This is a genomic window from Alistipes sp. An54 (assembly GCF_002159375.1).
Taxonomy (GTDB): Bacteria; Bacteroidota; Bacteroidia; order Bacteroidales; family Rikenellaceae; genus Alistipes; species Alistipes megaguti.
In genome coordinates, this window is sequence record NZ_NFIA01000002.1 from 26,021 (window position 1) to 52,200 (window position 26,180).

General features: G+C 57.6%; 22 protein-coding genes and 2 tRNA genes. 5 read left to right on the top strand and 19 right to left on the bottom strand.

The features are described from left to right. Position 1: 1 nt before the first annotated feature. A complete protein-coding gene (locus tag B5G09_RS02490; protein WP_087403916.1) occupies positions 2 to 949 on the top strand; it encodes an alpha/beta hydrolase in 948 nt (315 codons plus the stop codon). Positions 950 to 1,029: 80 nt separating this feature from the next. Continuing rightward, on the top strand, positions 1,030 to 1,785 hold the full coding sequence (locus tag B5G09_RS02495; RefSeq protein ID WP_087403917.1) for an IS5 family transposase: 756 nt from the start codon (positions 1,030 to 1,032) through the stop codon (positions 1,783 to 1,785). A 107-nt stretch (positions 1,786 to 1,892) separates the two neighbouring features. On the opposite strand, the gene B5G09_RS02500 is transcribed toward B5G09_RS02495, so the two are convergent. From B5G09_RS02500 to B5G09_RS02555, 12 genes are all read right to left on the bottom strand, one after another. Next, positions 1,893 to 2,612 carry a hypothetical protein gene (locus B5G09_RS02500; RefSeq protein ID WP_087403918.1) on the bottom strand — a complete coding sequence of 240 codons (720 nt, stop codon included), beginning with the start codon at positions 2,610 to 2,612 and terminating at the stop codon, positions 1,893 to 1,895. A 6-nt stretch (positions 2,613 to 2,618) separates the two neighbouring features. Then, the gene (locus B5G09_RS02505; protein WP_087403919.1) at positions 2,619 to 3,548 is read right to left on the bottom strand and encodes a relaxase/mobilization nuclease domain-containing protein; all 930 of its coding nucleotides are present in this window, start codon (positions 3,546 to 3,548) and stop codon (positions 2,619 to 2,621) included. Next, on the bottom strand, positions 3,514 to 3,897 hold the full coding sequence (locus tag B5G09_RS02510) for a MobC family plasmid mobilization relaxosome protein (protein WP_087403920.1): 384 nt from the start codon (positions 3,895 to 3,897) through the stop codon (positions 3,514 to 3,516). Before B5G09_RS02510 ends, B5G09_RS02505 begins: the two co-directional genes overlap by 35 nt. A 156-nt stretch (positions 3,898 to 4,053) precedes the next feature. Further along, positions 4,054 to 4,983: a toprim domain-containing protein gene (locus tag B5G09_RS02515; protein ID WP_087403921.1), complete on the bottom strand. Its 930-nt coding sequence runs from the start codon at positions 4,981 to 4,983 to the stop codon at positions 4,054 to 4,056. Positions 4,984 to 5,146: 163 nt separating this feature from the next. Continuing rightward, positions 5,147 to 6,220: an AAA family ATPase gene (locus B5G09_RS02520; protein WP_087403922.1), complete on the bottom strand. Its 1,074-nt coding sequence runs from the start codon at positions 6,218 to 6,220 to the stop codon at positions 5,147 to 5,149. A gap of 6 nt (positions 6,221 to 6,226) precedes the next feature. Beyond that, positions 6,227 to 6,514, bottom strand: a complete 288-nt coding sequence (locus B5G09_RS02525) for a helix-turn-helix domain-containing protein (protein ID WP_087403923.1) — start codon at positions 6,512 to 6,514, stop codon at positions 6,227 to 6,229. A 232-nt stretch (positions 6,515 to 6,746) separates the two neighbouring features. After that, positions 6,747 to 7,652 carry a hypothetical protein gene (locus tag B5G09_RS02530; protein ID WP_087404076.1) on the bottom strand — a complete coding sequence of 302 codons (906 nt, stop codon included), beginning with the start codon at positions 7,650 to 7,652 and terminating at the stop codon, positions 6,747 to 6,749. Positions 7,653 to 7,891: 239 nt separating this feature from the next. Beyond that, a tRNA-Leu gene (locus B5G09_RS02535) sits at positions 7,892 to 7,977 on the bottom strand. A gap of 69 nt (positions 7,978 to 8,046) precedes the next feature. After that, the gene (gene miaA, locus B5G09_RS02540) at positions 8,047 to 8,952 is read right to left on the bottom strand and encodes a tRNA (adenosine(37)-N6)-dimethylallyltransferase MiaA (protein WP_087403924.1); all 906 of its coding nucleotides are present in this window, start codon (positions 8,950 to 8,952) and stop codon (positions 8,047 to 8,049) included. Next, positions 8,942 to 9,451, bottom strand: coding sequence for a hypothetical protein (locus tag B5G09_RS02545; RefSeq protein ID WP_087311802.1), 510 nt, complete (start codon positions 9,449 to 9,451; stop codon positions 8,942 to 8,944). Before B5G09_RS02545 ends, miaA begins: the two co-directional genes overlap by 11 nt. A 40-nt stretch (positions 9,452 to 9,491) precedes the next feature. Next, on the bottom strand, positions 9,492 to 10,484 hold the full coding sequence (locus B5G09_RS02550) for an acyl-CoA reductase (protein WP_087403925.1): 993 nt from the start codon (positions 10,482 to 10,484) through the stop codon (positions 9,492 to 9,494). Positions 10,485 to 10,774: 290 nt separating this feature from the next. Continuing rightward, positions 10,775 to 11,530: a LuxR C-terminal-related transcriptional regulator gene (locus B5G09_RS02555; RefSeq protein ID WP_087403926.1), complete on the bottom strand. Its 756-nt coding sequence runs from the start codon at positions 11,528 to 11,530 to the stop codon at positions 10,775 to 10,777. Positions 11,531 to 11,717: 187 nt separating this feature from the next. On the opposite strand from B5G09_RS02555, the gene B5G09_RS02560 reads away from it, so the two are divergent. Next, positions 11,718 to 12,383 carry a DUF1349 domain-containing protein gene (locus tag B5G09_RS02560; protein ID WP_087311806.1) on the top strand — a complete coding sequence of 222 codons (666 nt, stop codon included), beginning with the start codon at positions 11,718 to 11,720 and terminating at the stop codon, positions 12,381 to 12,383. A gap of 199 nt (positions 12,384 to 12,582) precedes the next feature. Here the strand turns inward: B5G09_RS02560 and B5G09_RS02565 are convergent, their stop codons facing one another. From B5G09_RS02565 to B5G09_RS02585, 5 genes are read right to left on the bottom strand one after another with little or no spacing between them, the layout of a single operon-like run. Next, positions 12,583 to 13,263 (bottom strand): ABC transporter ATP-binding protein, encoded by a 681-nt coding sequence (locus B5G09_RS02565; protein WP_087311808.1) that lies wholly within the window; start codon positions 13,261 to 13,263, stop codon positions 12,583 to 12,585. A 51-nt stretch (positions 13,264 to 13,314) separates the two neighbouring features. Then, complete coding sequence (locus B5G09_RS02570) at positions 13,315 to 15,720, bottom strand: FtsX-like permease family protein (protein ID WP_087403927.1); 2,406 nt, start codon at positions 15,718 to 15,720, stop codon at positions 13,315 to 13,317. Between the two features lie 18 nt (positions 15,721 to 15,738). Next, complete coding sequence (locus tag B5G09_RS02575) at positions 15,739 to 18,141, bottom strand: ABC transporter permease (RefSeq protein ID WP_087403928.1); 2,403 nt, start codon at positions 18,139 to 18,141, stop codon at positions 15,739 to 15,741. 4 nt (positions 18,142 to 18,145) lie between these two features. Further along, the gene (locus tag B5G09_RS02580) at positions 18,146 to 19,408 is read right to left on the bottom strand and encodes an efflux RND transporter periplasmic adaptor subunit (RefSeq protein ID WP_087403929.1); all 1,263 of its coding nucleotides are present in this window, start codon (positions 19,406 to 19,408) and stop codon (positions 18,146 to 18,148) included. A 22-nt stretch (positions 19,409 to 19,430) separates the two neighbouring features. After that, positions 19,431 to 20,858 (bottom strand): TolC family protein, encoded by a 1,428-nt coding sequence (locus tag B5G09_RS02585; RefSeq protein ID WP_241147541.1) that lies wholly within the window; start codon positions 20,856 to 20,858, stop codon positions 19,431 to 19,433. Positions 20,859 to 21,128: 270 nt separating this feature from the next. On the opposite strand from B5G09_RS02585, the gene B5G09_RS02590 reads away from it, so the two are divergent. Beyond that, positions 21,129 to 22,496 (top strand): sigma-54 dependent transcriptional regulator, encoded by a 1,368-nt coding sequence (locus B5G09_RS02590; protein ID WP_087403930.1) that lies wholly within the window; start codon positions 21,129 to 21,131, stop codon positions 22,494 to 22,496. Then, on the top strand, positions 22,493 to 23,806 hold the full coding sequence (locus B5G09_RS02595) for an ATP-binding protein (RefSeq protein ID WP_087403931.1): 1,314 nt from the start codon (positions 22,493 to 22,495) through the stop codon (positions 23,804 to 23,806). Before B5G09_RS02590 ends, B5G09_RS02595 begins: the two co-directional genes overlap by 4 nt. Positions 23,807 to 24,151: 345 nt before the next feature. On the opposite strand, the gene B5G09_RS02600 is transcribed toward B5G09_RS02595, so the two are convergent. Both B5G09_RS02600 and B5G09_RS02605 read right to left on the bottom strand, forming a co-directional pair. Further along, positions 24,152 to 24,228, bottom strand: a tRNA-Asp gene (locus tag B5G09_RS02600). 275 nt (positions 24,229 to 24,503) lie between these two features. Further along, positions 24,504 to 26,039: a bifunctional GNAT family N-acetyltransferase/carbon-nitrogen hydrolase family protein gene (locus B5G09_RS02605; RefSeq protein WP_087403932.1), complete on the bottom strand. Its 1,536-nt coding sequence runs from the start codon at positions 26,037 to 26,039 to the stop codon at positions 24,504 to 24,506. Positions 26,040 to 26,180: the final 141 nt, after the last annotated feature.

Here is a 26,180-nt window from a genome sequence, read left to right on the forward strand (position 1 = left end):
AATGAAAACATTAGCATTAACACAAGAGTGGGACAAGACTTTCCCCAAAAGCGAGAAAGTGAATCATAGTAAAGTGACTTTCGAGAACCGCTACGGTATCACGCTTGCCGCTGACCTTTACATTCCCCAAAACGCCAAGGAGAAACTGGCAGCTATCGTGGTATGCGGCCCTTATGGAGCGGTAAAGGAACAATGCTCCGGGCTGTATGCGCAGACCATGGCAGAACGCGGATTCATGACGATGGCCTTCGACCCTTCTTATTGCGGGGAGAGCGGAGGCGAACCGCGCTATGTTTCGTCGCCCGATATCAATACGGAAGATTATAGTGCGGCTATCGATTACCTTATGTTACGCGAAGATGTGGACGAAAACCGCATCGGCATCATCGGTATCTGCGGCTGGGGCGGACTTGCTATCAGCGCAGCCGTGATGGACACACGTATCAAAGCCACCGTATCGTCCACCATGGGCGCTTTTGATACCTATACTTCCGAAGAACGCTACGAGGCTCGTCGGCAACTCAACGAGCAACGTACGGCAGATGTAAAGAAGGGATATCACGAACTGGCGGGAGGGGTTCCGGCTGAACTTCCTGACGATGCCCCGCAATTTATGAAAGACTACCGTGACTATTACAAGACTTCACGTGGTTACCATCCGCGTTCACTCAACTCCAATGGAGGCTGGCAGACAATAACGAGCCTGCCGTTCCTGACTTTCCCGCTGATGGCGTATGCCGATGAGATAAAGAGTGCGGTGCTGCTTATTCACGGGGAGAAAGCATATTCTTTAGGTGCAAGCCAAGAAGCTTTCAAACGCATGAAAGGCGACAACAAGGAATTGATGATTATACCCGGAGCCAGCCACACTGACCTCTACGACAGGATGGATATCATACCTTTCAACAAAATTGAAGTTTTCTTCAAGAACTATTTAGAGCCTGTTTAAATTTTAAAGTTTGATATTGAAAGAGTGTTTCTTCTTTCCGCGAAAATGATTATTTTTAAGTTACCACACTTGAAATAATTATGTATTCGACGGATTTGGAAGAAACACAGTGGCAAGTTATCAAGAAAATCTTGAACCTGCAAGAAAGGAAGCGAAAATATGATTTGCGTGAGATATGGAATGCCATTTTCTATCTCGTGAAAACGGGTTGCCAATGGCGTATGCTCCCCTCCCATTTTGCCCCTTGGGAACTGGTTTATTACTATTACCGCAAATGGTCTTCTCTGGGTGAATTTGACTTGTTGCAGAACAACTTACGTGAGAAAGTCCGTGTCAAGAAAGGTCAAAAAGCCGAAGCGGGTGTGGGTATTATGGACAGTCAAAGTGTCCGCTGGGGTGACAACCGTTCTCTCAATGGCATTGACGGCAATAAGAAGGTGAAGGGCATTAAGCGTCATGTCGTCGTGGATAAGAACGGTTTCCTGATAGCTGTCATGGTAACAATAGCTTGCGTACATGATGGAAAGGCCGCTTACCTGTTGGCCAGATGTTTGAAGGAGCTTTGTTGCAATATCAAAGTTATCTTGGCGGATGCCGGATATAGGGGCGAAGTGGCTGCTAAAATCAAAAAGGCTTTCGGATATGCGCTTGAAGTCATAGTAAGCGGAGACAAGTCAAACGGCTTTAAACCAATAGGCAAGAGATGGATTGTGGAAAGGACTTTTTCATGGTTTGATAATTATAGGAGGCTCTGCCGAAACTACGAATTTACGTTCGATTCGGCAGAGGAGATGGTGAAACTTGCGGCGATAAGAATGTTGCTGAATAAAATTTAAACAGGCTCTTAAAATAATCTTCCATAATTATTCCGACAGTAGGAGATGATGAAGCAGACAACTTCAAGCTCTTACTGCCGGAATTGTTTTTTAGCATTTGGAATAGTTTATGGCTTTCTTAACTTGTCAGCTTCCTTCTTCAGCTGTTCAGCTTGCTCATTAAGCAGCCTTGCCCGTTCCAAAGCTTCCGCTTGCCTGCGACAACGTTCCTCAAAGTCCAACACCGAATCCGTCAGGCTGCGGATGAAACGCTCGTCACGCTGCCACTTGAACATGTTCTCCAGCCTTTCAAGGGTATTTCCGTTTGCCTGTCCCTGCATCAGCAGATAACGGTATTTCATGTCGTTGTCCTGCAACTGCCCCATCCGTTCAGTCAGACGGACATTTAGGAACAGGGACGTGGCGCAGACAATCAGACCTGCCGAAAAGAGGAACAGTCTCGGACGTACCCACGAAGCGACCCTGTTGTAAATCTGTCGGTAAAACGGTAAAGGAGCGGCTTCCTCTCTCTCCGTCCCGTAAGCATTCAGGGTCTTGACCATTACATTGAAGCAACGGTAGGTTTCCAACGCTATTCTCTTGGTGTCCTCGATGTGCTTCTGCTGACCTTGCATCCCGTCCCTTATGCTGTCAAGTCGGCTTTGGACTGCCTGTAATTCTTTTTTAGGAACAGCCGGACTACCGTACAGTTCCGACAATGTCCGTTCGATGGCATCCAGCCTTTCGAGCGTTTCTTCCCGACTGGCTGGCGTTACCTGCGCTTCCTGCTTCTCCTTCAGTTCCGTGACCATGGAAAGAAGCCCCTCTAAAATCAAATTTTCTTCCATATCCGTTTACAGTTTAAGTTGTCTTTTCTTTTTCTTCTTCTTTTTTCTCAGGTTCCAGTCGATTTCTTCGTCCGATGGAGCAGACGGCGAAACGTCGAACAGGCTGAACAAGCCGCCCATTGAAGGGCTGTCGTTCCTTTGCGGTGTCTGCTCATGCTCCAAAATGGGTGCGGAAACTATCTGCTGCCGGCTATTTTCTGCGGTATCCATTCCTGCGTTCCCGAAATGCTTATCCAGCTTGGAAAAGCTGAAGCTACGGTCTATTTCCGAACCTTTGAACGTATAGATGCCTTTGGTGAAGGAGGTGCCTTGTACCTCGTCTGTACGCCCTTTATACTTGAAGCGGATGCCGATGCCCTTTTCTGCCAGCCGCCTTTCCAACTGCCGCCAGTCACGGGATTTGCCGATTTCATTCCTCACAGCCGTGTAAATCTCGTATTTCGACTTGTCCGGCTCTTTCAGGCGATGCCGCTTAACCTGCTCCTTGCCTTTGGCAAAGTATAGCCCGTGCTTGGCTTTCAGCTTCTTGCACGCCTGTCCGTTGCGGTACTGGTCGTTCCTGTCCGAAATCGTCTTTCCGTCGTTGTCAATGCGGTTGAACACGATATGCACATGGGGGTGCTCCCTGTCCTGATGGCGCACGATGATGTACTGCGTACCGGTGATTTTCATCTCGCGCATATACTCTTGCGCAAGCTGTATCATTTTCTCGTCCGTCAGCTTGGGCGCATCGTTTACCGAATAGCTCAGCGCGATATGTCCGACGGGTTTGCCCAGACGGGGATTCATGGAGGCTTGCGTGCAGAAGCTGCGGATGATGTCCTGCCTGCTTTCCGCCAGTACCCCGTCCGCATGGAGCAAGACTGCCTGCTGCTTGCCCAGCACGTAGTCCACACAGCCCTTAAAGCCGCTTCCTTTCCTTATTTTTCCAATCATCCGACAAATGGCTTATGATTTCCACTATCCTGTTCTTGAGCTTCACCAGTTCGACCGCCACCTTCGCAAAGCCTCCGGCATTTGCCCGGTGCGCCAGCTGGTTGATGTTGTTGGCTTCGCCCGCCAGTTTGCGGAGGATATCCGCATCCTGCCTGTTCAGCCGGGGCGTTATCTCTGCCGACACGACTGCCTGCCGCACATACTCGCTGACACGCAGCCCGGCTTCTGATGCCCGCTTCCTGATGGCGTAATACTGCAACTCGGTCAGCTTCGTGCTGACCACCCGTCTTTGCTTGTCTATCCGGTTCTTTGCCGGACGACCGCCTGATTTGTTTCTTGTATCTGTCATACATTTTTGTCTTTGGGAGTTGTCTTGAAAATTGCGACCGACGGGAGCGGTTTCCTTTGCAGGGGGCAAAGCAAGGTGGTTTCGGTCTACCGAAACATAACCTTGCTTCCCCTAAGAAACATCTGCCCGTTGGTCACGGTGTCTGTCTCCGCAAGGTTAGATTCCCCTGCCTTTCTTCTGCCTTAACACCGGATTCTGTCCGTTTTTCTGTTCCTGCTTCCTGCAGCACAGGTAATCGTTCAGGTCGGAATATCCCCGGTAATTGTGCGAGAAATCCCGTACCCGATAGGAGTATTCCGCTGTGATGGCTTGCGTTGCCCGGAAGCCTGCCCCGTCATTGTCGAGCAGGCAGTGGATGCGTTCATACTGCCCCAATGCGTCAATGGCTTTCTGTACATTGGCGGTGGAGTTGAGTATGACGTAATCCTGCCTGTCAAGGTTGGGCATGGCAGGGCAGTTCTTTGTCCTTAGCGTGAGGAATGAAAGATAGTCCATAAAGCCCTCGAACACCAGGCATTTCTCCCTCGGTTCGCCTTGTTGCCGGATATGGGTGATGTCTTTCGGTGCGATGCAGCCTTTGAAAAAGGAGTTGCGCACCTCGTAGCCGCCAGCCACATTCGGGAAACCGATGGCAAAGTAGGGCTTGCCGTCATGGGTGAAACGCAGTTCCCTGCATTCTCTTTTTGCCAGTGTGAGGTCAATGCCACGTCCCTGCAAGTAATAGAGCAATGCCGGATGGGTGAGGTCACGGATTTCCAGATGTTGGAAACTCGGTGCCGACCTTTGCTGCCGAAAAGAAAAACTGACCGAGCGGACATGCGGTGCCTGTTCTGCTATCCGGTTTAAGAGGTACGGCAGATGGTCGGAACAGTAAAGTTCCTGTGCCAGTGCGATGATGTTGCCGCCTTTGCCTGCGCCATAGTCATACCATAGGTTGCGATTGGTATTCACCTTGAAGGACGCTTCGTGTTCCTCCCTCAGTGGCGATTTGTACCATAGATTCGTTCCCTGCTGCTTAACGGGTGAATATCCCAGACTGTGCAGGTAATCGGCGATGGGTATTCTCTTTGCTTCTTCAATGTTCATGATGCTGTCATTTTAGTGGGTGATGAATAATTGGGAAGTGCATCAGTCCGGTTTAGACCTTCATATATACGCCCGTACTGTAACGGACTTGATTGCCGGAAGTGACGGGAAACGGGAAGTCTGTTCCCCTTATATATATGTCCGAACTAAACCAAACCTATTTTTAGTAGTGAAAATCGGGATTGTAACGGTAGCCCTTGCCCTCCTTCACAATCATGCGCTTGTTCACGAGGAACTTATTCAGCGCCACAAGGACATTGCGCCCACGCTCGTAGCCGATGCTCGCATAGCCCTGCTTCAACGCCTGTATGACGTTGGAATAGCCCTGCACGGTGCGCTTGCCGAAACCGTTTTCCAACGCCGTGCGGTGCTGCTGTTCGGTCAGTTCCGTAAGCGGAAAACTTTTTTCCTGCTTGGGCTGCTGGAATACATAGCCGTCCACGACTTCGGGCAATGCGCTGTCGTTGATGCGGAAGGCGAAAGGCTCGAAGTCCCGGTCGCGTATGTGCGTCGCCTTTACCTCGCTGATGTTCCCGTCCTGCGTGCTCTTGGTGATTTGCAGGACGGTTTCCGCCTTATTGTTCAGTTCAGTGCCGATATGCCCTCTCGTATTGTCATCCCCCTTGTTCAGGTGCAGCACGGTATGAATGTGCAGGTTGTACCCGCTTGACCAGCGCATGAGCAGGTTTATCAGGTCGGTTGATTCGCCGGGGCTGTTGATGTCGTACATCAGGTCGCGGATTCCGTCAATGATGAGCAGTCCCACATCGGGCATGTTCCCCAGCATATACTCGATAATCCGCTTCCGCATGTCAGGGGTCTGTTCCCTGAGCACGATGAAAACAAAGTCGTCCCTGTCCTGGTCGGTCGGCAGTCCGGCAAGCCGCAGGATGCGTTCCATCACCTTGTGGCAATGGTACCTGCTCTGTTCGGTGTCCACATAAAGGATTTTCCGTTTGTCCGGAGGCAGGCACGCCGAATAGTGCAGCACCTCGTCATTGGTCAGTGCCGCTGCAACGATGGCGGAGATGTTGAACGTCTTCTTGCTTTTCGCCTTGCCTGTGGAGGCGCTGAAGTTGCCCAGCGTCCCGATGGTGGAGCCGTTTACCCAAAGGATTTCGGGCGGCACGTCGTAAGTGTCCGTCACTTTCAGCCGGATGCTTTTCCAAAGGGCTGCAAAATCCTCTTTCTTCATGATGGCGTCCCTTTTAGCCTCTGTGTTCTTCTTGCATTCCATAGGCTTTTACTTCTTTAAGGGACGGTTGAGGATATACTTCTGCGCTTCCTGCTTTATCTGCATCTTGGTCTTCACCGGATTCTGGCGGAGCCATGCTTCCAGTTCGGACTTCTCAAAATAAAGCATCTTCCCCTGCGGCTTGTAATGGGGAATCAGATTGCCCGAAGTCAGCTTGTAAAGGTAACTTTTGGACAGGTTGAGGAATGTGCTCGCTTCATCAAAGCTAAGCACGTTCTTGGTTAGGAACAACATTCTTTCGAGTTTTTCCACTCGCATTTCCAAAGTTTTTTCCATATTGCTTGAAACTTTTTGGTGAAACAATATGAAGGTGCGCACCCTCGTTTTATTTTTGATGGAGCAAAAATCGGCATCCTCCAAAACATCAACACATAAGTTACGGGTAACTCACGTGAAATATTTTTGTTTTGACCTATGCCGACATGCCGCATCGTTTTGTTAACGGGGGCAAAGTTAAAGGCTTGGAAATGAAGTCTAATTGAGCTTTGTTTGACCGCTCAGACTATGCTCAACCTTTTTGCAGTTGCTTGATGTATTTGTCTATGATTTCGTATCCTTTCGGGTAGATGCACTTCACGTTGTCTGTCGCGCTCGACAAGTCGCTGCGTGTGAGATATTTGTCTTTTATCTTGGCAAGTATCAGCTTGTTGTTGGCTATGACGGACTGCCACTCATAAGCGATATAGTTGTAGCAGCTAAGCTGCATCATCAGATAAGCCAGCAAGCGGTTGTTGTTGGACTTCAATACCCCGTTCAGTTTGCAGGCGAAGAACTCCGAAAGGATTTTCGGGGTGATTGTCGTGGTGAATATGTGCGCTTCGTTGATACATTCGACCAACAGTTTGATTTGTTGCGTTGTAAGGACTGATTTGAATGGATTGGATTTCCCGACTATCTTGGTCGGCTCGGGCTGTGCCTTTTCTTCTTTTAGCTGTTCTTCCGATTTCTCATCCAAAGGAACAGGGACAGGACTGGCGTCCTCCAGTTGTTGGAGGTATTTCAGATATTGGGTCTGCATGACAAGGCGCACAATGGAAGAAAAGAACGGAAGTTGCTCATCATAGCAAGTGGAAGATTGCAGGTATTTGTCCATATCAAAAGAAGAGCATTGGAACGAAATGTATTTTTTCCGCTCGTCAAGAGAGAGATTCTCGAAGAAACCGCTTTCCCAAAGGAAGTCCGGCATCAGTATGTCAAAACGCATATTGTGCAAGGCACGGTTCTTTTGGCATAGGAATACAAGGTTCTCGGTCACATTGAAAATTTCTTGCCGGATGTAGTCTTTCATTTGCGCTTCCGTCAAGTATTCACGTTTTAAGGCAAGCGCATTGATTCTCATCCCGTATTCATGGGCAACACATTTATCAAGTAACTGCTGTATCTTTTTGAAGTTGGTTTCTCTGAAATCTTCCATATACATTGTGCATTAAAATCGGTTGGGGCTACAAAGATAAGGGATGGATACCGTTTTCAGAGCAAACAAAAGCAGGAGAAAGGAAGAAATATGCAGCATCTGCGTTAATAAAATATAAATATAGGATGCTGAAAACACGTAAGTACACGTTCTTCTTCTTTTCGTCAGGAAGTACACTTTTAGTACGCCCGGTAAAAAGAAAAATCCCTAATAATCAGCCGATTATCAGGGATTATTAGTACCCGGAGCCGGGGTCGAACCGGCACGGCCACTGCTGGCCACAGGATTTTAAGTCCGGCGTGTCTACCGATTCCACCATCCGGGCCCTCTTTTCTTATGAAAGGCGACGGCAAAATTACGAAAAGATTCCCGATTCGCCAAATCCGGACGCGTATTAACGTGTCCGTGCATCTACATATTCGATCATCGCCGCATCCTCCGTCGGGCCAAACCATCGAATCTCCGGATCGCGCCGAAACCAGGTTAACTGCCGCTTGGCATAGCGCCGCGAGTTGCGCTTGATCAGTTCGACCGCCTCGTCGTAACTCGTCCGCCCCTCGAAACAGTCAAAAAATTCCCGATAACCCACCGTCTGCAGGGCATTCAGCGCCCGATAGGGGTAGAGCCTCCGCGCCTCGGACTCCAGGCCGTCGGCCAACATGCGATCAACTCGCCGGTTGATCCGATCATAGAGCTCCTCACGCGGCAGATCAATCCCGATCTTGATGATCTCGAAGGGGCGCGTCTGCCGACTGCCGGTCCGCTGCTCGGAGTAGGGGCGGCCGGTCTGCAGACACACCTCCAACGCCCGGACAACCCGGGCGGGATTCTTGCGATCGACCACCTCGTAATAGGTCGGGTCGAGTCGGCGGAGCTCCTCGGCCAACGCATCAATCCCCTCCGTTGCAAGGCGTCGCCCCAGTTCATCCCGCAGGGCGGGATCCGCCTGCGGCAGGTCATCCATCCCTTCGCACAACGCCTTCACGTAGAGTCCCGAACCGCCGACCGCCACCACCCAGTCGTGGTCACCAAAGAGCCGTTCGAGGCACGCAAGGGCCTGTTCGGCGTATTGTCCACAGCTCAACTCCTCCGTGATATCATGCGAAGCAATGAAATGATGCTCAACGGTTTGCAGTTGCTCCGGATCGGGCTGGGCCGTACCGATCGGCATGCCGCGATAGAATTGCCGGGAGTCGGTCGAGAGAATCGGGGCGCCGTAATGCAACGCCAGACGGATGCTCAGATCCGTCTTGCCCGAGCCCGTCGGCCCGACGATCACCAGCAACCGTTTAGTACTCATCGTCGTAGGAGTCGTCTCCTTCGAAATCCTTGAATTCGTCCATGATCTCGTCGAAGGCCGAACCCTCCTCGGCATGGGTCTTCGAGGGGTCGTACTGATCCGGCGCCTCGGCCAGCGCAAAGATCTCGCGCGGATAGGTCGAATCGTCATCGGCTTCGTAGACACCCGTCAACTCCAGGTAATAGGCCCGGTCGCCGAACAGGTCGAAAAGGTAGATCAGACGGTCGCGATGGTGGTGGATCAACTGACCGAGTGTCACGCGATCCATCGTTTCGGGAGCATCCTCCGAACCGGCGCCCATATCCATCAACGTGAATTCGCGCTGACGCTCCCAACGCTCGTCGGCCGTAAAGAACGAGGCCATGCAGTCCTCGTATTCAAGCGACTGCAGGATGAAACGATGAAAATCCAGCAGCGTCGTATCATACATCACTTCGTAGTCGCGCACGAAATTGTCGTTCTCGTCGCTCAACATCCGGAATCGGAAAACCATCGACATGACAGAATCTTTTTAGTAATCGAAGACAAAGATAGCATTTTTATCCATTCAGCGACGCCAGCCAGGCCAATACGTCGCGGTCGTCGGGATAGTCGGTCAACGAAGGGGACTGTGCACGGCCGAAATCAACCCGGCGGCTGTGGTCGAGGCATTCGCTGACGACGCATTGCAACTGGTCGTCGTGTGCAGCCAGCCAATCGCGCACCTCGTCGAGCGAATCGTAACGCGCGCAATGAATCCGGCTCAGGGCGTTGGGGAACGACGGCTCCTCGACCAGCAGCGAAGCTCCCAGATCGACGAACGGCGCCCGCTGCATTTCGAGCAGCGCCTTCTGTTGGATATAATTATTTTTGTATTTGGCATTTACGGGCGGCATTTGAAGCCTTGGCTCCACTCCGTGAGGCAGGAACAGCAGCGAGACGCTGCGACAGCCCAGTCCGGAATAGGCCCAGATATCGTCGGCCAGACCGCGCCACTGAGCGTCGGTTTCGCGACCCGACAGAACGGCCACCGACTGGCGGCTGCCCCGCAGCAGCGAGGGGATGCCGGCATAACGGGCCCGGAAGTAGCGGTTGGCATTGTCGCTGCCCGTGGCGATCACCGCCTCGACGGGCTGGCTACCGTCGTAGAGCGAGACGGCCGCCTCGGGGTCGATTTCCCGAAGCACGGCAACGACGTACTCCATCAGGGTACGGTCCTTGGTCGAGGGTTTGACCAGACAGCGGTGCCCCGCAATGACCACGCACAGCAGATCGAAGAAACCCACCAGCGGGATGTTTCCGGCCATGATGACCAGAACGTTCCGCACCTCATGCGGCCGACGGAGAGCCGGATAGGCGGCCAGCCACGCCTCGAGACGATCGCGGCGCAGCATCTCCTCGCCGATCGTGCGCGCGGCCCGCACGATCTCCTCCGGAAGAAACCATCCGTTGGCGGCGTGGGCCGCCTCGACGACCTGCCGGGTCGCGGCATCCGTACCGAAACGCTGCAGGCGCGAGCCCAATTCTGCAAAAAGTTCCATGACATCTTTCATCGCCGCAAAGATACGATTTCCGGCGAAGATTTTCCCGAAATTTCGCAGGATTTCAAAAGGCGGCGACTCCAACGCCCCTCCCGGAACACAGCGAATATGCCGCAAGGCCGACCTCCGCCGGCGGCATCACGCCCAGACTTCGGCCCCGGCGGGATATCGTCTCCGCTGGTCGTCCGTCGGGCGGAAAAGATCCGGACTGCTACGGAAAGAGGGGAGAGGGGAGAGGGCTCCCGCATCCAAACGGGGACATGCGGCCATCGTTACACCGGACTGCACCTCACGGGGAGAGGTCAAAGAAGCCGCAGATCCTTGGCCAGGCGGCACGCCTCGATGGAGTTTTTCACCTGCAGTTTGCCGAGGATCTCCTGCCGGTGCCGGCTGACCGTATGGATGCTGATGCTGAGCATCGAAGCGATCTCCTTGCTCGTCAGCCCACGGTCGATCAGTCGCAGAATCTGCGTCTCACGGGGCGAGAGAATCTTCGACGTACGCGGCACCTCCAGCTCCTCCGTATGGCCGTCGATCCAATCGACGACCAGGCACGCCGAAGGCATCTCGAAAAAAAGAGGCCCGTAAAGACACATGGCCAACCGCTGCGCAGCATGCGCCGGATCCGCGATATAGAACATCCGGTGCAGGACGGGCATGTAACCGTGCGTGGCCGTCTTCATCCGCAGCCGGCTCATCAGGCAATAGTCGCCGCGCCGCCGGCGAGGCTGGTTCTTGATAAAATGAAAGAAACAAAGCTCCTGCAGATGCTTGCGCGCCAGATCGTCGGGGTGGATCAGCCGGAAGATCTCCTCCTCCCAGATCGACGAAACCTCCCGCGGCTCCCCCGGGCTCGCCAAACCCAGCGTACGCGAAAATCCACCGTACCAGATACGGCTTGTATTGGCCCGCAGATCACTCAAAACCACGATGGCATGCTCCATCCGCGCGTAATGATCCGCCATCGCGCGGCTGGCCGCCAACAGCCGGTCCGCGGACGGCTCCTGCGAAAACTCCTGCGCCGAAAACTCCCGGACCAGTTGCGTGACGGTATTCATCTCTTCCCCGTGTCTCAAAATGGTTATTTATAAGCATTGTCCGACAGGGCACAGAGCCCTACCTTTGCAAAGGTACGAAAAACGATGATGATTTGGGGATCGTCCGGCACTTTTGTCCTCCAAAAAGGCCGAAAACAACGTCGCCGCCGCCCCAACAAAAACAATCAACGGACAAACCCAGAACAGAATGAAAAAATTACTCCTCACCTGCGGGCTCCTGCTCGCCGCGTCACTCCCCGGTATGGCTCAATCCCTCGAAAAAATGCAATGGTTCAACGAACCCGAAATCTGGAAAATCGAAAAAAATGCCCTCATCATGGAGGTAACCCCCCAGACCGACTACTGGCGAATCTCGCACTACGGATTCACCGTCGATGACGCCCCGTTCCTCTACACGCTCCGCGGCGGCGAATTCGAAGTCAAGGTCTGCATCTCGGGCGATTACCGCACGCGATTCGACCAGTCGGGACTCATGCTGCGTCTCGACCACGAAAACTACATCAAGGCCGGTATCGAATTCGTCGACGGAAAGTATAATCTCAGCTGCGTAGTCACGCACCACACCAGCGACTGGAGCATCATCTCGCTCGACAAACCCGTGGAACACGTCTGGATCAAGGCCGTACGCCGGCTGGATGCCGTCGAGATCTTCTACTCGTTCGACGACCAGGAGTATACGCTCATGCGCAACGCCTGGTTGCAGGACAACCATCCCGTCATGGTCGGAATCATGGGTGCATGCCCCGATGGAGACGGCTTCACGGCCCGTTTCGAGCAGTTCTCGATCAAGCACCTGCCCGATCAGCGGCGTCTGCAGTGGCTCGAGAAAAATCAGGCCCCGCAGAACAGCTGATTCCGCGCACGCGCTAAACCTCAAAAGGCGCACCGATCCCCTGAATGGCCGGTGCGCCCTTTCCGTTTCTGTAGCCGTCTTATGGGAAAAAATTTCAATTCGATCGGTAAGTATCTGCGGGGAGACGCATAGCTGCCGAAACGTGTTCAGGTCTTGTCTCTCAGTGCTCCTGTCGGTCAGCAGACAAAGATATTGACGTCTACATCCGGTTGGTGAGATCCTTGACCAGCTCACCGTCGAAGAGGTGCAGCACGCGGTGGGCAAAGGTCGAGTCGTACTGCGAGTGGGTCACCATGATGACGGTCGTTCCCTCGCGGTTCAACTCCGAAAGGAGATCCATCACCTCGCGGCCGTTTTTCGAATCGAGGTTGCCGGTGGGCTCGTCGGCCAGAATCAGTTTCGGGTTGGACACCACGGCGCGGGCAATGGCCACACGCTGCTGCTGACCTCCGGAGAGCTGCTGCGGGAAGTGTTCCGCGCGGTGGGAGATGTTCATGCGGGCAAGGAGCTCGTTCACGCGGCGCTTGCGCTCCGAGGCCTTCACGCCCAGATAGATCAGCGGCAGCTCGACATTCTCGAAGACATTCAGCTCGTCGATCAGGTTGAATGACTGGAAGACGAATCCGATGTTTCCCTTGCGGAAGCGCGTGCGCTCCTTTTCGCGCAATGTGGCCACCTCGCGGTCGAGCAACTGGTAGTTTCCCGAGGTGGGATTGTCCAGCAGTCCCAGAATGTTGAGCAGCGTCGATTTGCCGCAGCCCGAGGGGCCCATGATGGCGACAAATTCGCCCTCGTTCACGTCGAACGATACGCCATTCAGGGCGATGGTTTCGATCTCTTCTGTTCGGAAAACCTTGCGGAGGTTTTCTACTTTCAACATAGCCATAACAGGTATCTTTTAGAATTTGACAATTTCGTTTTTCGGGTCGACTTATTCGGACTTGACCGAGTCGGCCGGGTTTTCGTTGGCCGTGCGCCACGAGCAGAAGGTCACCGTGGCGGCCGTGACGAGGAGCACTGCGGCGAGCGCCGCCAGAGGGATCCACACCGTGAAGGGAGCGCGGTAGGCGAACGAGGCCATCCAGCGGTGGACGATCCAGAGGCTCAGCGGCGCGGCAATGACGAAGCAGACGACCACCATCCACAGGTAGCGGCGGTTGAAGAGGCGGAGCACCTCCGGAGTCGTGGCGCCCAGGACCTTGCGCACGGCCACCTCGCGGCGGCGGTACTGCGTCTCGAAGAGGACGATGCCGAAGACCCCCATCAGGGCAATGACGACGGCCAGCACCGTAAAGAGCCCGACGACCGTGGCCAGCCGCCGCTCCTTCGTATACTCGAAGCCCAGCTCCTCCTCGAAGGTACGGATCTGGATCTCGCCCGGCGTCAGGTGCGGGTCCGCCTCGGCGATGCATTGCCGCAGGTAGTCGGCCACTTCGTTGACGTCGGCCTCGGGTCGGTAGCGCAGGTAGAGCAGCTGCGAGGCGCGGCCGCCCGAACGTTGCGACATCTCCTCGGGAATGACATAGAAGACGAAAGGGGTGACACCGTACTGCATCGGACGGAAGTTGAAGTCGGCGCAGACGCCCACGAGCGGATCGGCGCCGCAGAATCCGCCGATCTCGTCGCCCGGCTCGAAGCCGTATTCGCGGCGGGCCGCCTCGTTGCAGATCAGCATGCCGGTCTCCTTATGTTCGTCCGATTCGAGGAAGTCACGGCCGTCCGTAACGGGAATACCCATCATCCGGAGGAAGTTCCACCGCACGATGTAGGCCTGCATGCTGACCCGCCGTCCCTTGTAGTCGCGAGCCCAGCTCATGCGGCTTACGTTCACCAGTTGTCCCTCGGCCCCCGTGACGTCAACCACGCGCGGGTCGGCCAGCAGCCGGTCGCGCAGGGCGTCGTAGCCCAGTGCGGCCTTTCCGGAGAGTGGGGCAGCCATCAGATTGCGGCGGTCGAAGCCCATCTCCTGCCGCAGCATGAAGTCGTGCTGGCGGAGGATGAATCCCGTGGCGATAATGAGTCCCATCGAGATGGTGAACTGGAAGCCGAGCAGCAGCGTGCGCAGCAGCCGGCCGCCGGCCGTCCCGGAGAACGCCCCCTTGACCACCAGGGCGGGCGGAAACGAGGTGATGTACCACGCCGGATAGAGACTGGCCACGAGGGCCATGACCACCGCCACGGCGAGCAGGATGCCGATGACCGGGAGATTCTGCATGACGTTGAGCGGTGCGGAGATGTAGCTGGCCAGCTCGGTGCCCTGGATGGCGAAGGAGAGGTACCAGGCCAGCAGCAGGGCGATGAGGACCAGTCCCACGGCCTCGAAGACGAAGCCGAAGCGCAGCGAGGCATTCGGTGCGCCGAAGACCTTGAAGGTGTTGACCGTGCGGATGCGCACGGGCACCAGCGCGAAGAAGAAGTTGACGAAGTTGATGAATGCCAGCGCAATGACCAACAGCGCGATGCCCAGCAGCGTGTAGGTCGTCACGAGCGACCCTTGGGCGCACGGCACGCGGCTGTCGCTCTCGAAGTAGAGATCGCGGATACACGACAGGCGGAAGGGTTCCGTTTCGAGCTGCCCCTCTTCGTTGGCCTCGCCGGGGTACATCTCCGCGAAGAGCCGCTTCCACGCCTCGATGACCGTCCGGAGATCGGTCCCGGGCTGGAACCGTACGTAGTAATTGTAGCTCCATTCCGAGGGGTCGTCGATGCTCCGGTCGCCCAGATCCACGGCCATCTGGCACCTGGCCATGAGCGAGTTTGCGGGAAAATCCTCGAAGACGGCCACCACCTCGCGGGCATTCTCGGCCGAGGGCTGGTCGGTGTCGCTCCAGATCATGTCGCCGACACCGACGCCGAGCCGTTCGGCCGTCGAGCACGAGACAATGACGCTCTGCGCGCGTTTGAGGTCATGGACATCCCCTGCCACACTCCGGAACTCGAAGACGTCGAGCAGCGGTAGCGAAATGGAGCCTGCATAGATGTTGTTGAAGCGGTCGTACCCCATTTTCGTGGCATTCTCGCGCAGTACGACCGTGGGGCCGAAGCCGCCCCAGGTGCAGCCGCCGGCTTCGACGGCCGAGGTCGATGAGATGAACCGCTCGACCATGGGCCGGCAGAGCCACGACTGCCAGGCGCCGGGCGTGTACCAGTCGGTGGACTCGACCAGATAGATGCGCTCCGAATCGCGGAGCGTGCGGTTGTAGGTCATCTCCCAGCGCACCTGCACCAGGATGATGTAGCAGGCCGTAAAGGCGAGCGTCAGCCCCACGATATTGAGCAGCGACGAGGCCTTGTAGCGCCGCAGCGTGGTGAGGAAGTTTCGCAGTGCGATTTTCATATGCGGAATTTGTTTCGATTATTCGGATTTCACGCAGTCGGCGGGGTTCTCGTTGGCCGTGCGCCACGAGCAGAAGGTGACCGTAGCGACCGTGACGAGGAGCACCACGGCGAAGGCCGCCGCAAAGATCCACCAGCGGATCGGCACGCGGTAGGCAAACGCGCCCAGCCAGCGGTCAACGACCCAGTAGCCCACCGGCGCGGCGAGGAGGAAGCAGACCGTAACGAGCAGGACATAGCGGCGGTTGAAGAGGCGGAGCACCTCCTGTGAGGTGGCGCCCATGACCTTGCGGATGGCCACCTCGCGGCGGCGGTGCTGCGTCTCGAAGAGGACAATGCCGAAGACCCCCATCAGGGCGATGACGACGGCCAGCACCGTGAAGAGCCCGACGATGGTCGTGATGCGCCGCTCGCGGGCATACTGGGCGTTGATCTCCTCGTCCATGAAACGGATCTCGACCGGTTCGCAGTCGGGGTCGAGGCGTTCGACTGTTCTCCGGATATGGTCACAGACGGCGTCGGAATCGGCCCCGGCGGCCATGCGCACGAAGAAATACTCCATGTCGCCCGGGATGGTCACGAAGGCAAACGGTGCGACGGGATACTGCAACGGTCGGAAGTGGAAGTCGGGACAGATGCCGACCACATTGCCGTCGTCGAGCCGGCAGCCAAGCCCGGCCCCCTTGCGGGCGAGCAGGTCGTTGACGATGTAGTGCAGCGTCGTGTCACGGTCGTATCCGGGCTTGAAGTCTTCGCCGGCAAGGACCGGAATACCCAGCACGTCGAGGAAGTTGCTGCGCACCGGACGCACGTGGATCATCACCTCCTCGTCGGCGACCTTCCGTCCCCAGATCGAGAAGTTTCCGGCGACGAGCGGCCCCTGCCCCGCGGTGACGCCGACGATCTGCGGATCCTGCTCGAGGGCCGAGGCGAACGCTGCGAACCGGTCGGCACTGGAGATCCGCTGCGAAGCGGTCCGGAAGGTCAACACCCGTTCGTGATTGAACCCCAGGTCGTAGCGACGGACGTAGCGCTGTTGCAGCAGCGAGCTGATCGAGAAGATGATCAGTCCAATCGAGATGACGAACTGCACGCCGAGCAACGCCACGCGGAAGCGGCGTCCGGCCGCCGAACCGACAAACGACCCCTTGGCGGCCATCGCCGGGTTGAACGAGGTGATGTACCATGCCGGGAAGCTTCCGGCGACGAGCGCCGCGACGAGCGAAACGCCGAGCGAGATACCCAGCACGGGGAGGTTGTCGCCCAGCGCGAGCGAACTGCTGACATACGAGGCGAATTCGGTGCCCTTCAGCGCGATGGCCACATACCAGGCACAAAGTTGTGCCAGGAGCATGAATCCGAAGGCCTCGAACAGGAAGCTGAACCGCAGCGAGGCGTTCGGCGCGCCGAATACCTTGAGGATGTTGACCGACCTCAGCCGCACGGGCACCAGCGCAAAGAAGAAGTTGACAAAGTTGATCAGGGCAATGAGGATGACAAGCACCGCCACACTCAGCAGCGAATAGGTCAACGTCGTGGAGCCGCTGGAGAAGGCGCCCATGCTGTCGGCAACCCGACGATCGAAATAGAGCTCGTCAAGCGGGATCAGCGTACAGGCGCGCGGATCGTTCATCTCCTCCTCGGTCAGCTCCTCGCCCCAGATGGGGGCCATTCGCTCCATGTAGGCGCGGTAGTTCTCCGCGTGAATCTGCTCCCAGCGCCGGGCCAGCACCTCGGGGTCGGCCCCGGCGCGCAGACGGACGAAATAGCAGTCGTTCCAGTTGTTCGGAGCGTCAAGATCCTGATCTCCGACATCCTGCAGTCCGACGACGTCGGCAAAGGTGCTGTTCGCCGGGAAATCCTCATAGACGGCTACGACCTCCTTCTGCACTTCGGGACGACGGTTCTCCTCGTCGCCGAACCAGAGGACGTCGCCGACACGCAGGCCGAGCCGCTCGGCCTGCGAACGCGCAAGGGCAACGCTGTTGGGTTGTTTGAGAGCCTTCAGCTCTCCTTCGAGGGCCTGCAGCCCCATGGTTTCGACAAACCCGGCCGATACCTCGTTGAACGACCCCTGAAGACGGAGCAGGTCGCCGCCCCGACGCACCCATACGGGTTGCTCCCAGTGCCAGGGGCGGATGCAGCCGCCGGCCACGATTTCGGGCGATTGAGCGATAAGCTGTTCCCCTTCGGGGCGCGGCGAATTGATCGAGTACTCCGTCTCGTCGAACGGCGAGAGGGGAGCGACGAGGTAGATGCGGCCGGCATCGGGGATGGCGCGGTTGAAGGTCATCTCCCAGCGCACCTGCACCAGAATGACGTAGAAGGCCGTGAAGGCCATCGTCAGCCCGACGATGTTGAGCAGCGACGAGGTCTTGTAGCGCCGCAGCGTGGTGAGAAAGTTATGGAAGGCAATCTTCATGGCTCTATTTGTTGAGAATCAGCACGTCGTTGGCGCCGTAGTTCTCGTATCCCGAGACGATGACGCGCTCGCCCGGCTCCAGCCCCTCGAGCACCTCGTAGTACTGCGGGTTCTGGCGTCCGATGCGGATCTGGCGCCTGTAGGCGCGGTCGCCCTCGGGCGCGAGGACATAGATCCAGGCGCCGCCCGTCGACTGGTAGAACGAGCCGCGGGGGATGATCACCGCATCGGTCGGCTGCCCCAGTTCGAGATGGAGGTAGTAGGTCTGGCCGCTGCGGATGTTGCGCGGATGGGCCCCCACGAAGGTGAAGTCGGCGCGGAACTGCCCGTTGCGCACCTCGGGGTAGACCTTCCGCAGACGCATCGTGAAGGCGGTGTCCTGCCGCTCGAAGGTGGCGTCGAGCCCCGCCCGCACACGGTCGATATAGCTCTCGTCGATCTGGGCCTCGACCTTGTAGTCCGACAGGTCGTTCACCTGGCCGATCTTCTGTCCCGACGAGACCGACTGTCCCAGCACGACGTCCAGCAGCCCCACCTCGCCGTCGATCGGCGACTTGACCTGCAGGTTGCCGATGCGCTGGCGGATGAGCTCCATGTTGCGCTTCATGTTGGCGAGGTTCTCCTCCATCTGCTCGATCTGCACCGTGCGGTAGAGCGAATCCTGCATCTGCCGCTCGATGTTCAGCTCGCGCTTCTTGGCAGCCAGTTCGTAATCCTCCTTCGACTGGAGCCAATCCTCGCGCGCTATGAGATTGCTGCGGTAGAGCTCCTCGTTCTGCTGCCAGGTGCGGTGCTTGCGCTCGACGTCGAGGTCCAGCTGCACCTTGTCGAGCCGCAGGTCGAGCTTCTGCTGCTCCATCGAAATGAGCGTGTTGCGCAGGATGTTCTGCTTCTCGGCCAGCTCGGCCTCGCTGTTCAGAATCTCGAGCGTCAGCGACGTGTTGCTCAGCTCCACGAGCACGTCGCCCTTGTGGACCGAGGCACCCTCCTCGACCACGAGCCGCTCGACGATGCCCGCCTCCAACGGACTCAGCTGCACGGTCGTGATGGGCTGCACCTGCCCCGTGACGCGGATGTAGTCGTTGAACTCGCCGCGGGCGACTGTCCCGACGGAGATCGTGCGGGCATCGACACGCAGCGTCGAGGAGTTGCCGCGCACGAGCAGCCACACAATGAAGACGAGGAGCACGGCTCCTGCGAGATAGGGAATGCCCCGCCGGGTGAAGAGGGCGCGCAGCCCCTTTTTCTTTTCGATGCGAATATCCATGGTTGTGTTGTTTTGTCCGGGTTTAACGAATCAGCGGTTCGCCGTTGTAGTAGGCCACCAGCCGCACCTTGATGATATATTGCAGCCGGGCGCGCAGCCGCTCGGAGCGGGCCTGGAGCAGCTTGTCGGCCGCCGTCTGCAAGTCGATGGCCGAGACCATGCCGCGCTCGTACTTGCCCGAGACGGCCTCGTAGGCCAGCCGCGCGGCGTCGCTCTTCTTCGAGGCCTGGACGAACTCCTTGCCGTAGCCCAGCATCTGCTGATAGGCCTGCGCCACCTCGCTCTGGAGCGTGCGGAGGGTCTCCGTGCGGGTCTGCTCGGCGATGCGCCAGTTGTTGCGGGCGCGGTTCATCGAGGTGCGGCGCGCAAGCCCCCCGAAGATCGGGACCGACAGCTGCGCCGAGACGTAGAAGCCGCGGTTGTCGCGGAACTGGTTGGGGAACGAGGCGTAGAGCGAACGGTTGTCGAGGCTCATGAAGAAGTTGGTCGAGTAGCCGCCCCCGACGTAGACCGACGGATAGAGATTGCCCTTGGCGATGGAGAACTGCAGCTTCGAATGGCGCACGTCGTGCCGTGCCGCCACGGCCTTGGGATTGGTCTCCAGCGCATTGCCGAGCACCTCGTCGAAGGGGGCGACGCCGGCCGGGGTCTCAATCTCCACCGCCGTGTCGATGCGCAGCGGCCGGTCGGCCGGGTAGTTCATCGCCTCGGAGAGGGTGATTTCGGCCAGCGCGAGGTTGTTCTCCTGCTGCGTCAGGAGGTAGTCGTCCGAAGCCTGCTGCGACTCGACCTCCGCCACGTCGGCAGCACTCTTCAACCCCAGTTCGAAGAGTTTGCGGCTCTTCTCGAGTTCGGCCGTGCTGGTCTTGAGCTGCTCGCGTGCCAGCCGCACGCTCTCGGTGTAGTAGACCACGTCGAAATAGGCCTGCATGGTCTTCAGGGCGATCTCGTCGCGGGCCAGCTGCAACTCCTCGACCCCCTGCAGGCGCATGACGCGGGCGGCACGTACGGTGTTGATGCCGGTCAGCCCCGCAAACAGAGGCAGCTGCCCCGACAGGGAGTAGGAGTTGTCGAAGTTCGAGACATCGGTATAGGTGTTCGTCTCGGGGTCGACCGAACGGCCGAAGCTGGTCGAGGCGCCGACCGCGCCGCTCACCGAGGGGACCAACGCGGCGACGGATTCGATATAATCCTGACGATAGTTGCGATTGGTGTAGGCCTGACGCCGTACGGCGGGGCTGTGCTCGACGGCATAGCGCATGCACGCCTCGAGCGACATCGGAGCGGGCTCTTCGGCGAGGGAATCTTCTCCTTCGGAATCCGGATTTGCCGCAGCCACGGCCGTCGAATCGGTTGCCACGCCCGTCAGCCCGGGGGCCGCAACCAGTGCATCTATCTGGAAGAGTGTCCAAAAAATGGACATCCATGCAATCAAAACCGCTCTTTTCATACGGATTTCAGACTTTCTTGATTTTCACCCGAAATGCTGCCATCCGTGTGCCAAAATGATTAAACGATTGATATACAGAAAATAGCGATTCAGGCGTTGTGTGAAAATCGTAAAATATTTTTACACCCGCGTAAAAAATCTGGACGGCAGGCCCCGTTTTTCCCTTGAAAACACTACTTTTATCCCACCGAAACCCCGGAGCCGTTTCGCCGGAGATGCGGGAGCCGTCGAGCGATCCGCTTCCTGCCGGCTCCCGCAAAGATCCGCAACATGGCCAAAGAAAAGGAGGGTACGCTGCTTGTCGTCGACGACAACCGCAGCATTCTGGCAGCCGTCCAGCTGCTCATGGGTAACTACTTCGCCCGCGTGCTGACGCTCCCGACGCCCAACCAGCTGATGACGACGCTGCGCCGCGAGCCGGTCGACGTCATCCTGCTCGACATGAACTTCTCGGCCGGCATCAACACCGGCAACGAGGGCTTCTACTGGCTGCAGGAGATTCACCGTAACTATCCGGACATCCAGGTGGTGCTCTTCACGGCCTATGCCGACATCGACCTTGCGGTGAGGGCCATGCGCGACGGAGCGGTCGACTTCGTCGTCAAGCCGTGGGACAACGAACGGCTGGTCGCCGCCCTGCAGGGGGCCTATAACCTCTCGCGTTCGCAGCGCGAGGTGAAGCAGCTGAAGGAGATCAAGCGCGAGCTGACCAACGAAGAGCCGATGTTCTGGGGCTCGAGCCCGGCGATGGCACGTATCCGCGAACTGGTCGAAAAGGTGGCCGCAACGGACGCCAACATCCTTATCACGGGCGAGAACGGAACGGGCAAGGAGATGCTCGCCCGCGAGATCCACCGCCGCTCGGCCCGCCACAACGAGCTGATGGTCCCCGTCGACATGGGAGCCCTGCCCGAGACGCTCTTCGAGAGCGAGCTCTTCGGCCACGTCAAGGGGGCCTTCACCGATGCCCGGGCGGATCGCGCCGGCAAGTTCGAGGTGGCCAACCACGGCACGCTCTTCCTCGACGAAATCGGCAACCTGCCGCCGCACCTCCAGTCGAAACTGCTCACGGCGCTCCAGAGCGGCCGCATCGTCCGCGTGGGGTGCAACACCCCCGTCACGGTCGACATCCGCCTGATCTCGGCCACGAACCGCGACCTCTACAAGATGGTCGAGCAGGGTGCGTTCCGCGAAGACCTCCTGTACCGTATCAACACCATTCATATCGACCTGCCGCCCCTGCGCCAGCGCCGCGAGGACATTCACCCGCTGGCCGAGGGTTTTCTGCGCCGCTATGCCGCGAAATACGGCAAGGCGATCGAAGGTTTCGACGCGGAGGCTCTCCGTGAGATGGAGACCTATCCCTGGGCGGGCAACATCCGCGAGTTGCAGCATACCGTGGAAAAGGCCGTCATCCTCTGCGACGGCCCCGTGATCACCCCCGCGACGCTGCTGCTGCGCCCGGCAGCTGCTCCGGCCCCCGCAGCCGACTCCGACGTCACAACCCTCGACGAGATGGAGCGTTCGATGATCGCCCGGGCCATGGAGCGCTGCGGCGGCAACATGACCGAGGTGGCCCGCCAGCTGGGCATCACGCGCCAGACCCTCTACAACAAGATCAAACGCTACGGACTATGAAACTCCCCACAGGCATTGCATACCGGCCCATGATCGCCCATGCTGTGGTGCTGGCCGTCGCGGCTCTTGCCAGCGGATGGCTGGTGGCCCGACAGCTCTATCCGCTGCTGCTGATCACCATCCCGCTCATGGTGCTGGAGTTCTACCGGATTTTGCACCAATACGGCGATTCCGTGCGGCGCATCACCTTCATGTTCAACGCCATTGACAGCGACGACCTCTCGTTCCGCTTCAACGAAGACCCCTCAAAGGTCGATAACACCATGCTCAACGCCGCGCTCAACCGCATCAAGGAGATCCTCACGCGGACCAAACTGCGGGCCGAAGAGCGCGAGCGCTACTACCAGCTCATCATGGAGAGTGCACAGACGGGGCTGATTACCGTCAACGACACGGGAAGCGTCTACCAGGCCAACAGCGAGGCGCTGCGCATCTTCGGTCTGCAGCAGCTGACCCACATCCGACAGCTGGAGGGGACTGTACCCGAAGCGGCACGGGCCTTGGCGGCCATCCGCCCCGGAGAGAAGCTCCGCGTCACGTGCTCGACCGAGACGGGCGAGATGGCCCTGACGCTGGGATGTTCGGAGATCACGCTCGAAGACCGTCACCGGCGGGTGATCTCCGTGAGCGATATCAACAGCGAGGTGAGCGAGATCCAGATCGAGTCGTGGAGCAAACTCTCGCGCATCCTGACCCACGAGATCATGAATTCGCTGGCGCCGGTCACCTCGCTCAGCGACACGCTGCTTCATATCGACCGCCCGCTGGATCCCGATGTTCGACGCGGTCTGGAGACCATCTCGGCAACGAGCCGCCGCCTGGTCTCCTTTGTCGACAGCTACCGGCGCTTTACGCGGATCCCGGCACCACAGCGCGAACCCTTCGAGGTGCGCGAACTCATCCGGCAGGCCGTGGCGCTGACGGCGGCCGCAGGCGACGCCCCGCAGATCCATGTCGACATCGAACCGGCCGACACGATGATCTACGCCGACAAGGCCCAGCTGGGACAGGTGGCCGTCAATCTGCTCAAGAACGCCCGAGAGGCGACGGCCGGACGGCCTGCCGGTGAGATCCGGATCCGCTCGCGCATCGACGCGGCCGAACACGTCATCATCGAGTTCAGCAACAACGGCGGAGCCATCCCGGCGGAGGTTGCCGAGAATATCTTCACCCCCTTCTACACGACCAAACCCGACGGTTCGGGTATCGGGCTGAGCCTCTCGCGGCGGATCATGCAGCTCCACGGCGGTTCGCTGCGCCTGACAAGCAATACCGATCACAGGGTGACCTTCACCCTGCAGATCGGATAGGAGAGAGCCGATAGATTCCTGTTTCCCGGCCTCAAACAAAAGAGCAATTCCATCATGGAATTGCTCTTTTTTAACGGTAGCGTGAGGAGTTAACTTACCTTTTGTCGATCGTCTGCGTCGACTTGCATGACGATCATTTTCTGCTGTGGTCGGTAAAGCAGCCATTTTCGGAAGGCTTCGGATTCCATACTGCCCACACGGAATGACAAGGCGGCAATCATCTCCAGATTGTAGAGATCTACATAGCCGGACTCGAGATTACATCAAGAAAAATAATATAGTTGCTTGATTTTTGGGTGTAAAAAAAAGGTGTAAATCTCGTAACTACTTGATTTACACCCTTTTTGGCGGTGCGTAGGGGACTCGAACCCCTGACCCCGTGCGTGACAGGCACGTATTCTAACCAGCTGAACTAACGCACCCCTTTCGGTATTGCGAGTGCAAAGATAACGCTATTTTCCGATTCCACAAACTTTTTCCCCATATTTTTCCGCCTTTTTTCAGATTCGTCCGACGAGGAGATCCTGCCCCCGAAAGCTGCATGGTGGATAACATTCTACCAACCAGTGCTTTCACATCTCCAGAGCGGCTTCCGCAAAAAAACAAGCCCCCGCGGCTCTTCGTCGCGGAGGCTTACATCAGTCGTAGGGTAGAACAGCGGCTCCAGCGCTCAACCATCGATGCAGCACGCTCCCGGCTACCGATTCCGCACGCGCAATTCGTACAGATCGTGACGGCGGTCCTTCAGATTGCGGACACTGCCGTAGGTGTGCAGCTCGTTCAGCAGATCGAGGTCCACATCCGAAATAAGGATCATCTCCGTATTGGGTGTCGCCTCGGCCCGGCGGCCGTCCGTCGGAAAGGCAAAGTCACACGGCGTGAAGACCCCCGACTGCGCATACTGGATGTCCATGTTGTGGACCCGCGGCAGGTTGCCCACACTGCCCGCAATGGCCACAAAGCACTCGTTTTCGATGGCGCGCGCCTGGGCGCAGACCCGAACCCGCGAATAGGCATTCTGCGTATCGGTGAGGAACGGCACGAAGAGAATCTGCATTCCCTCGTCGGCCATGATGCGCGACAGCTCCGGGAACTCCACGTCGTAGCAGATCAGCACGCCGATCCGCGCACAGTCGGTCTCGAAGGTCCGGATCGCCTTGCCGCCGCTCAAACCCCAGCACTTCATCTCGTCGGGCGTCACGTGCAGCTTCTCGTACATCTCGTACGAACCGTCGCGCCGGCAGAGAAATCCGACGTTGTAGAGCAGTCCGTCCTCGCGGATATAGGGCATGCTGCCCGTAATGATGTTGATGTTGTACTTGATGGCCAGCCCCACGAACCGCTCGCGGATATCGTCCGTATAGCCGGCCAGTCCGCGGATAGCCTGCGACTCGCCGTCGTTGTTGAAGCGAGCCATGAGCGGGGCGTTGAAATACTCGGGGAAGAGGACGAAGTCGCTCTGGTAGCGGCTCACCGAGTCGACGAAGAACTCCACCTGTTCGAACAGGTCGTCCAGGGTCGTATAGGTACGCATCTGCCACTGGACCAGCCCCACACGCACCGTGGTCTTCGGCTGCACGTACTCTTCGGTGGGGGCCTGGTAGTAGATGTTGTCCCACTGCAGCAGGCAGGCGTAGTGGCGCGACTCCTCGTCGTTGGGCAGGTAATTGCGCATCACCTTGCGCACGTGGAAGTCGTTCGACAACTGGAACAGCAGCACCGGATCGTAGATCTCGCGCTTGCGAACCTTGTCGATATACTCCTTCGGACGCATCCGGTCGGCATACTTGTGGTAGTTGGGCAGGCGACCGCCGAACATGATCGCCTTCAGGTTGAGCTTCTCGCACAGCTCCTTGCGGTATTCGTACATGCGGCGGCCGAGGCGCAGTCCGCGGTAGTCGGGGTGGATGAAGACCTCGATGCCGTAGAGGATGTTGCCCTTGCGCGTATGGGTGTCGAAGGTCTCGTTGCCGGTTACCTGGGCGTAGGTGTGGTCGCCCTTCACCAGGTCGTAATTCACGATGATCGAGAGGGCGCAACCCACGATCTTGTCATCCACCACCACCACGATCTGCCCCTCGGGGAAGATGCGGATCAGTTTGTCGATCTGGGCCGGGGTCCAGAATACGTCGCTCCCGTCGGCATAGACCCGTGTGAAAGAGGAGGCCAGCTGGTCGTAGTCCTCCCGCTGAAGGTTGCGGATCTCCACCTTGTTGATTTTCGAAATATCCATCTTTTTGGCTCTTTTGGGCTCTGTTACGGCCACAAAGATACCGATTTTCCCGACAGATTGTTCCCTGCGGTGCTCCGGCAGGAATAAAAAATCGAACCCGTCCTCAAAGGTCGGATCCGATTGTGTGGAATCAAGCCGGGG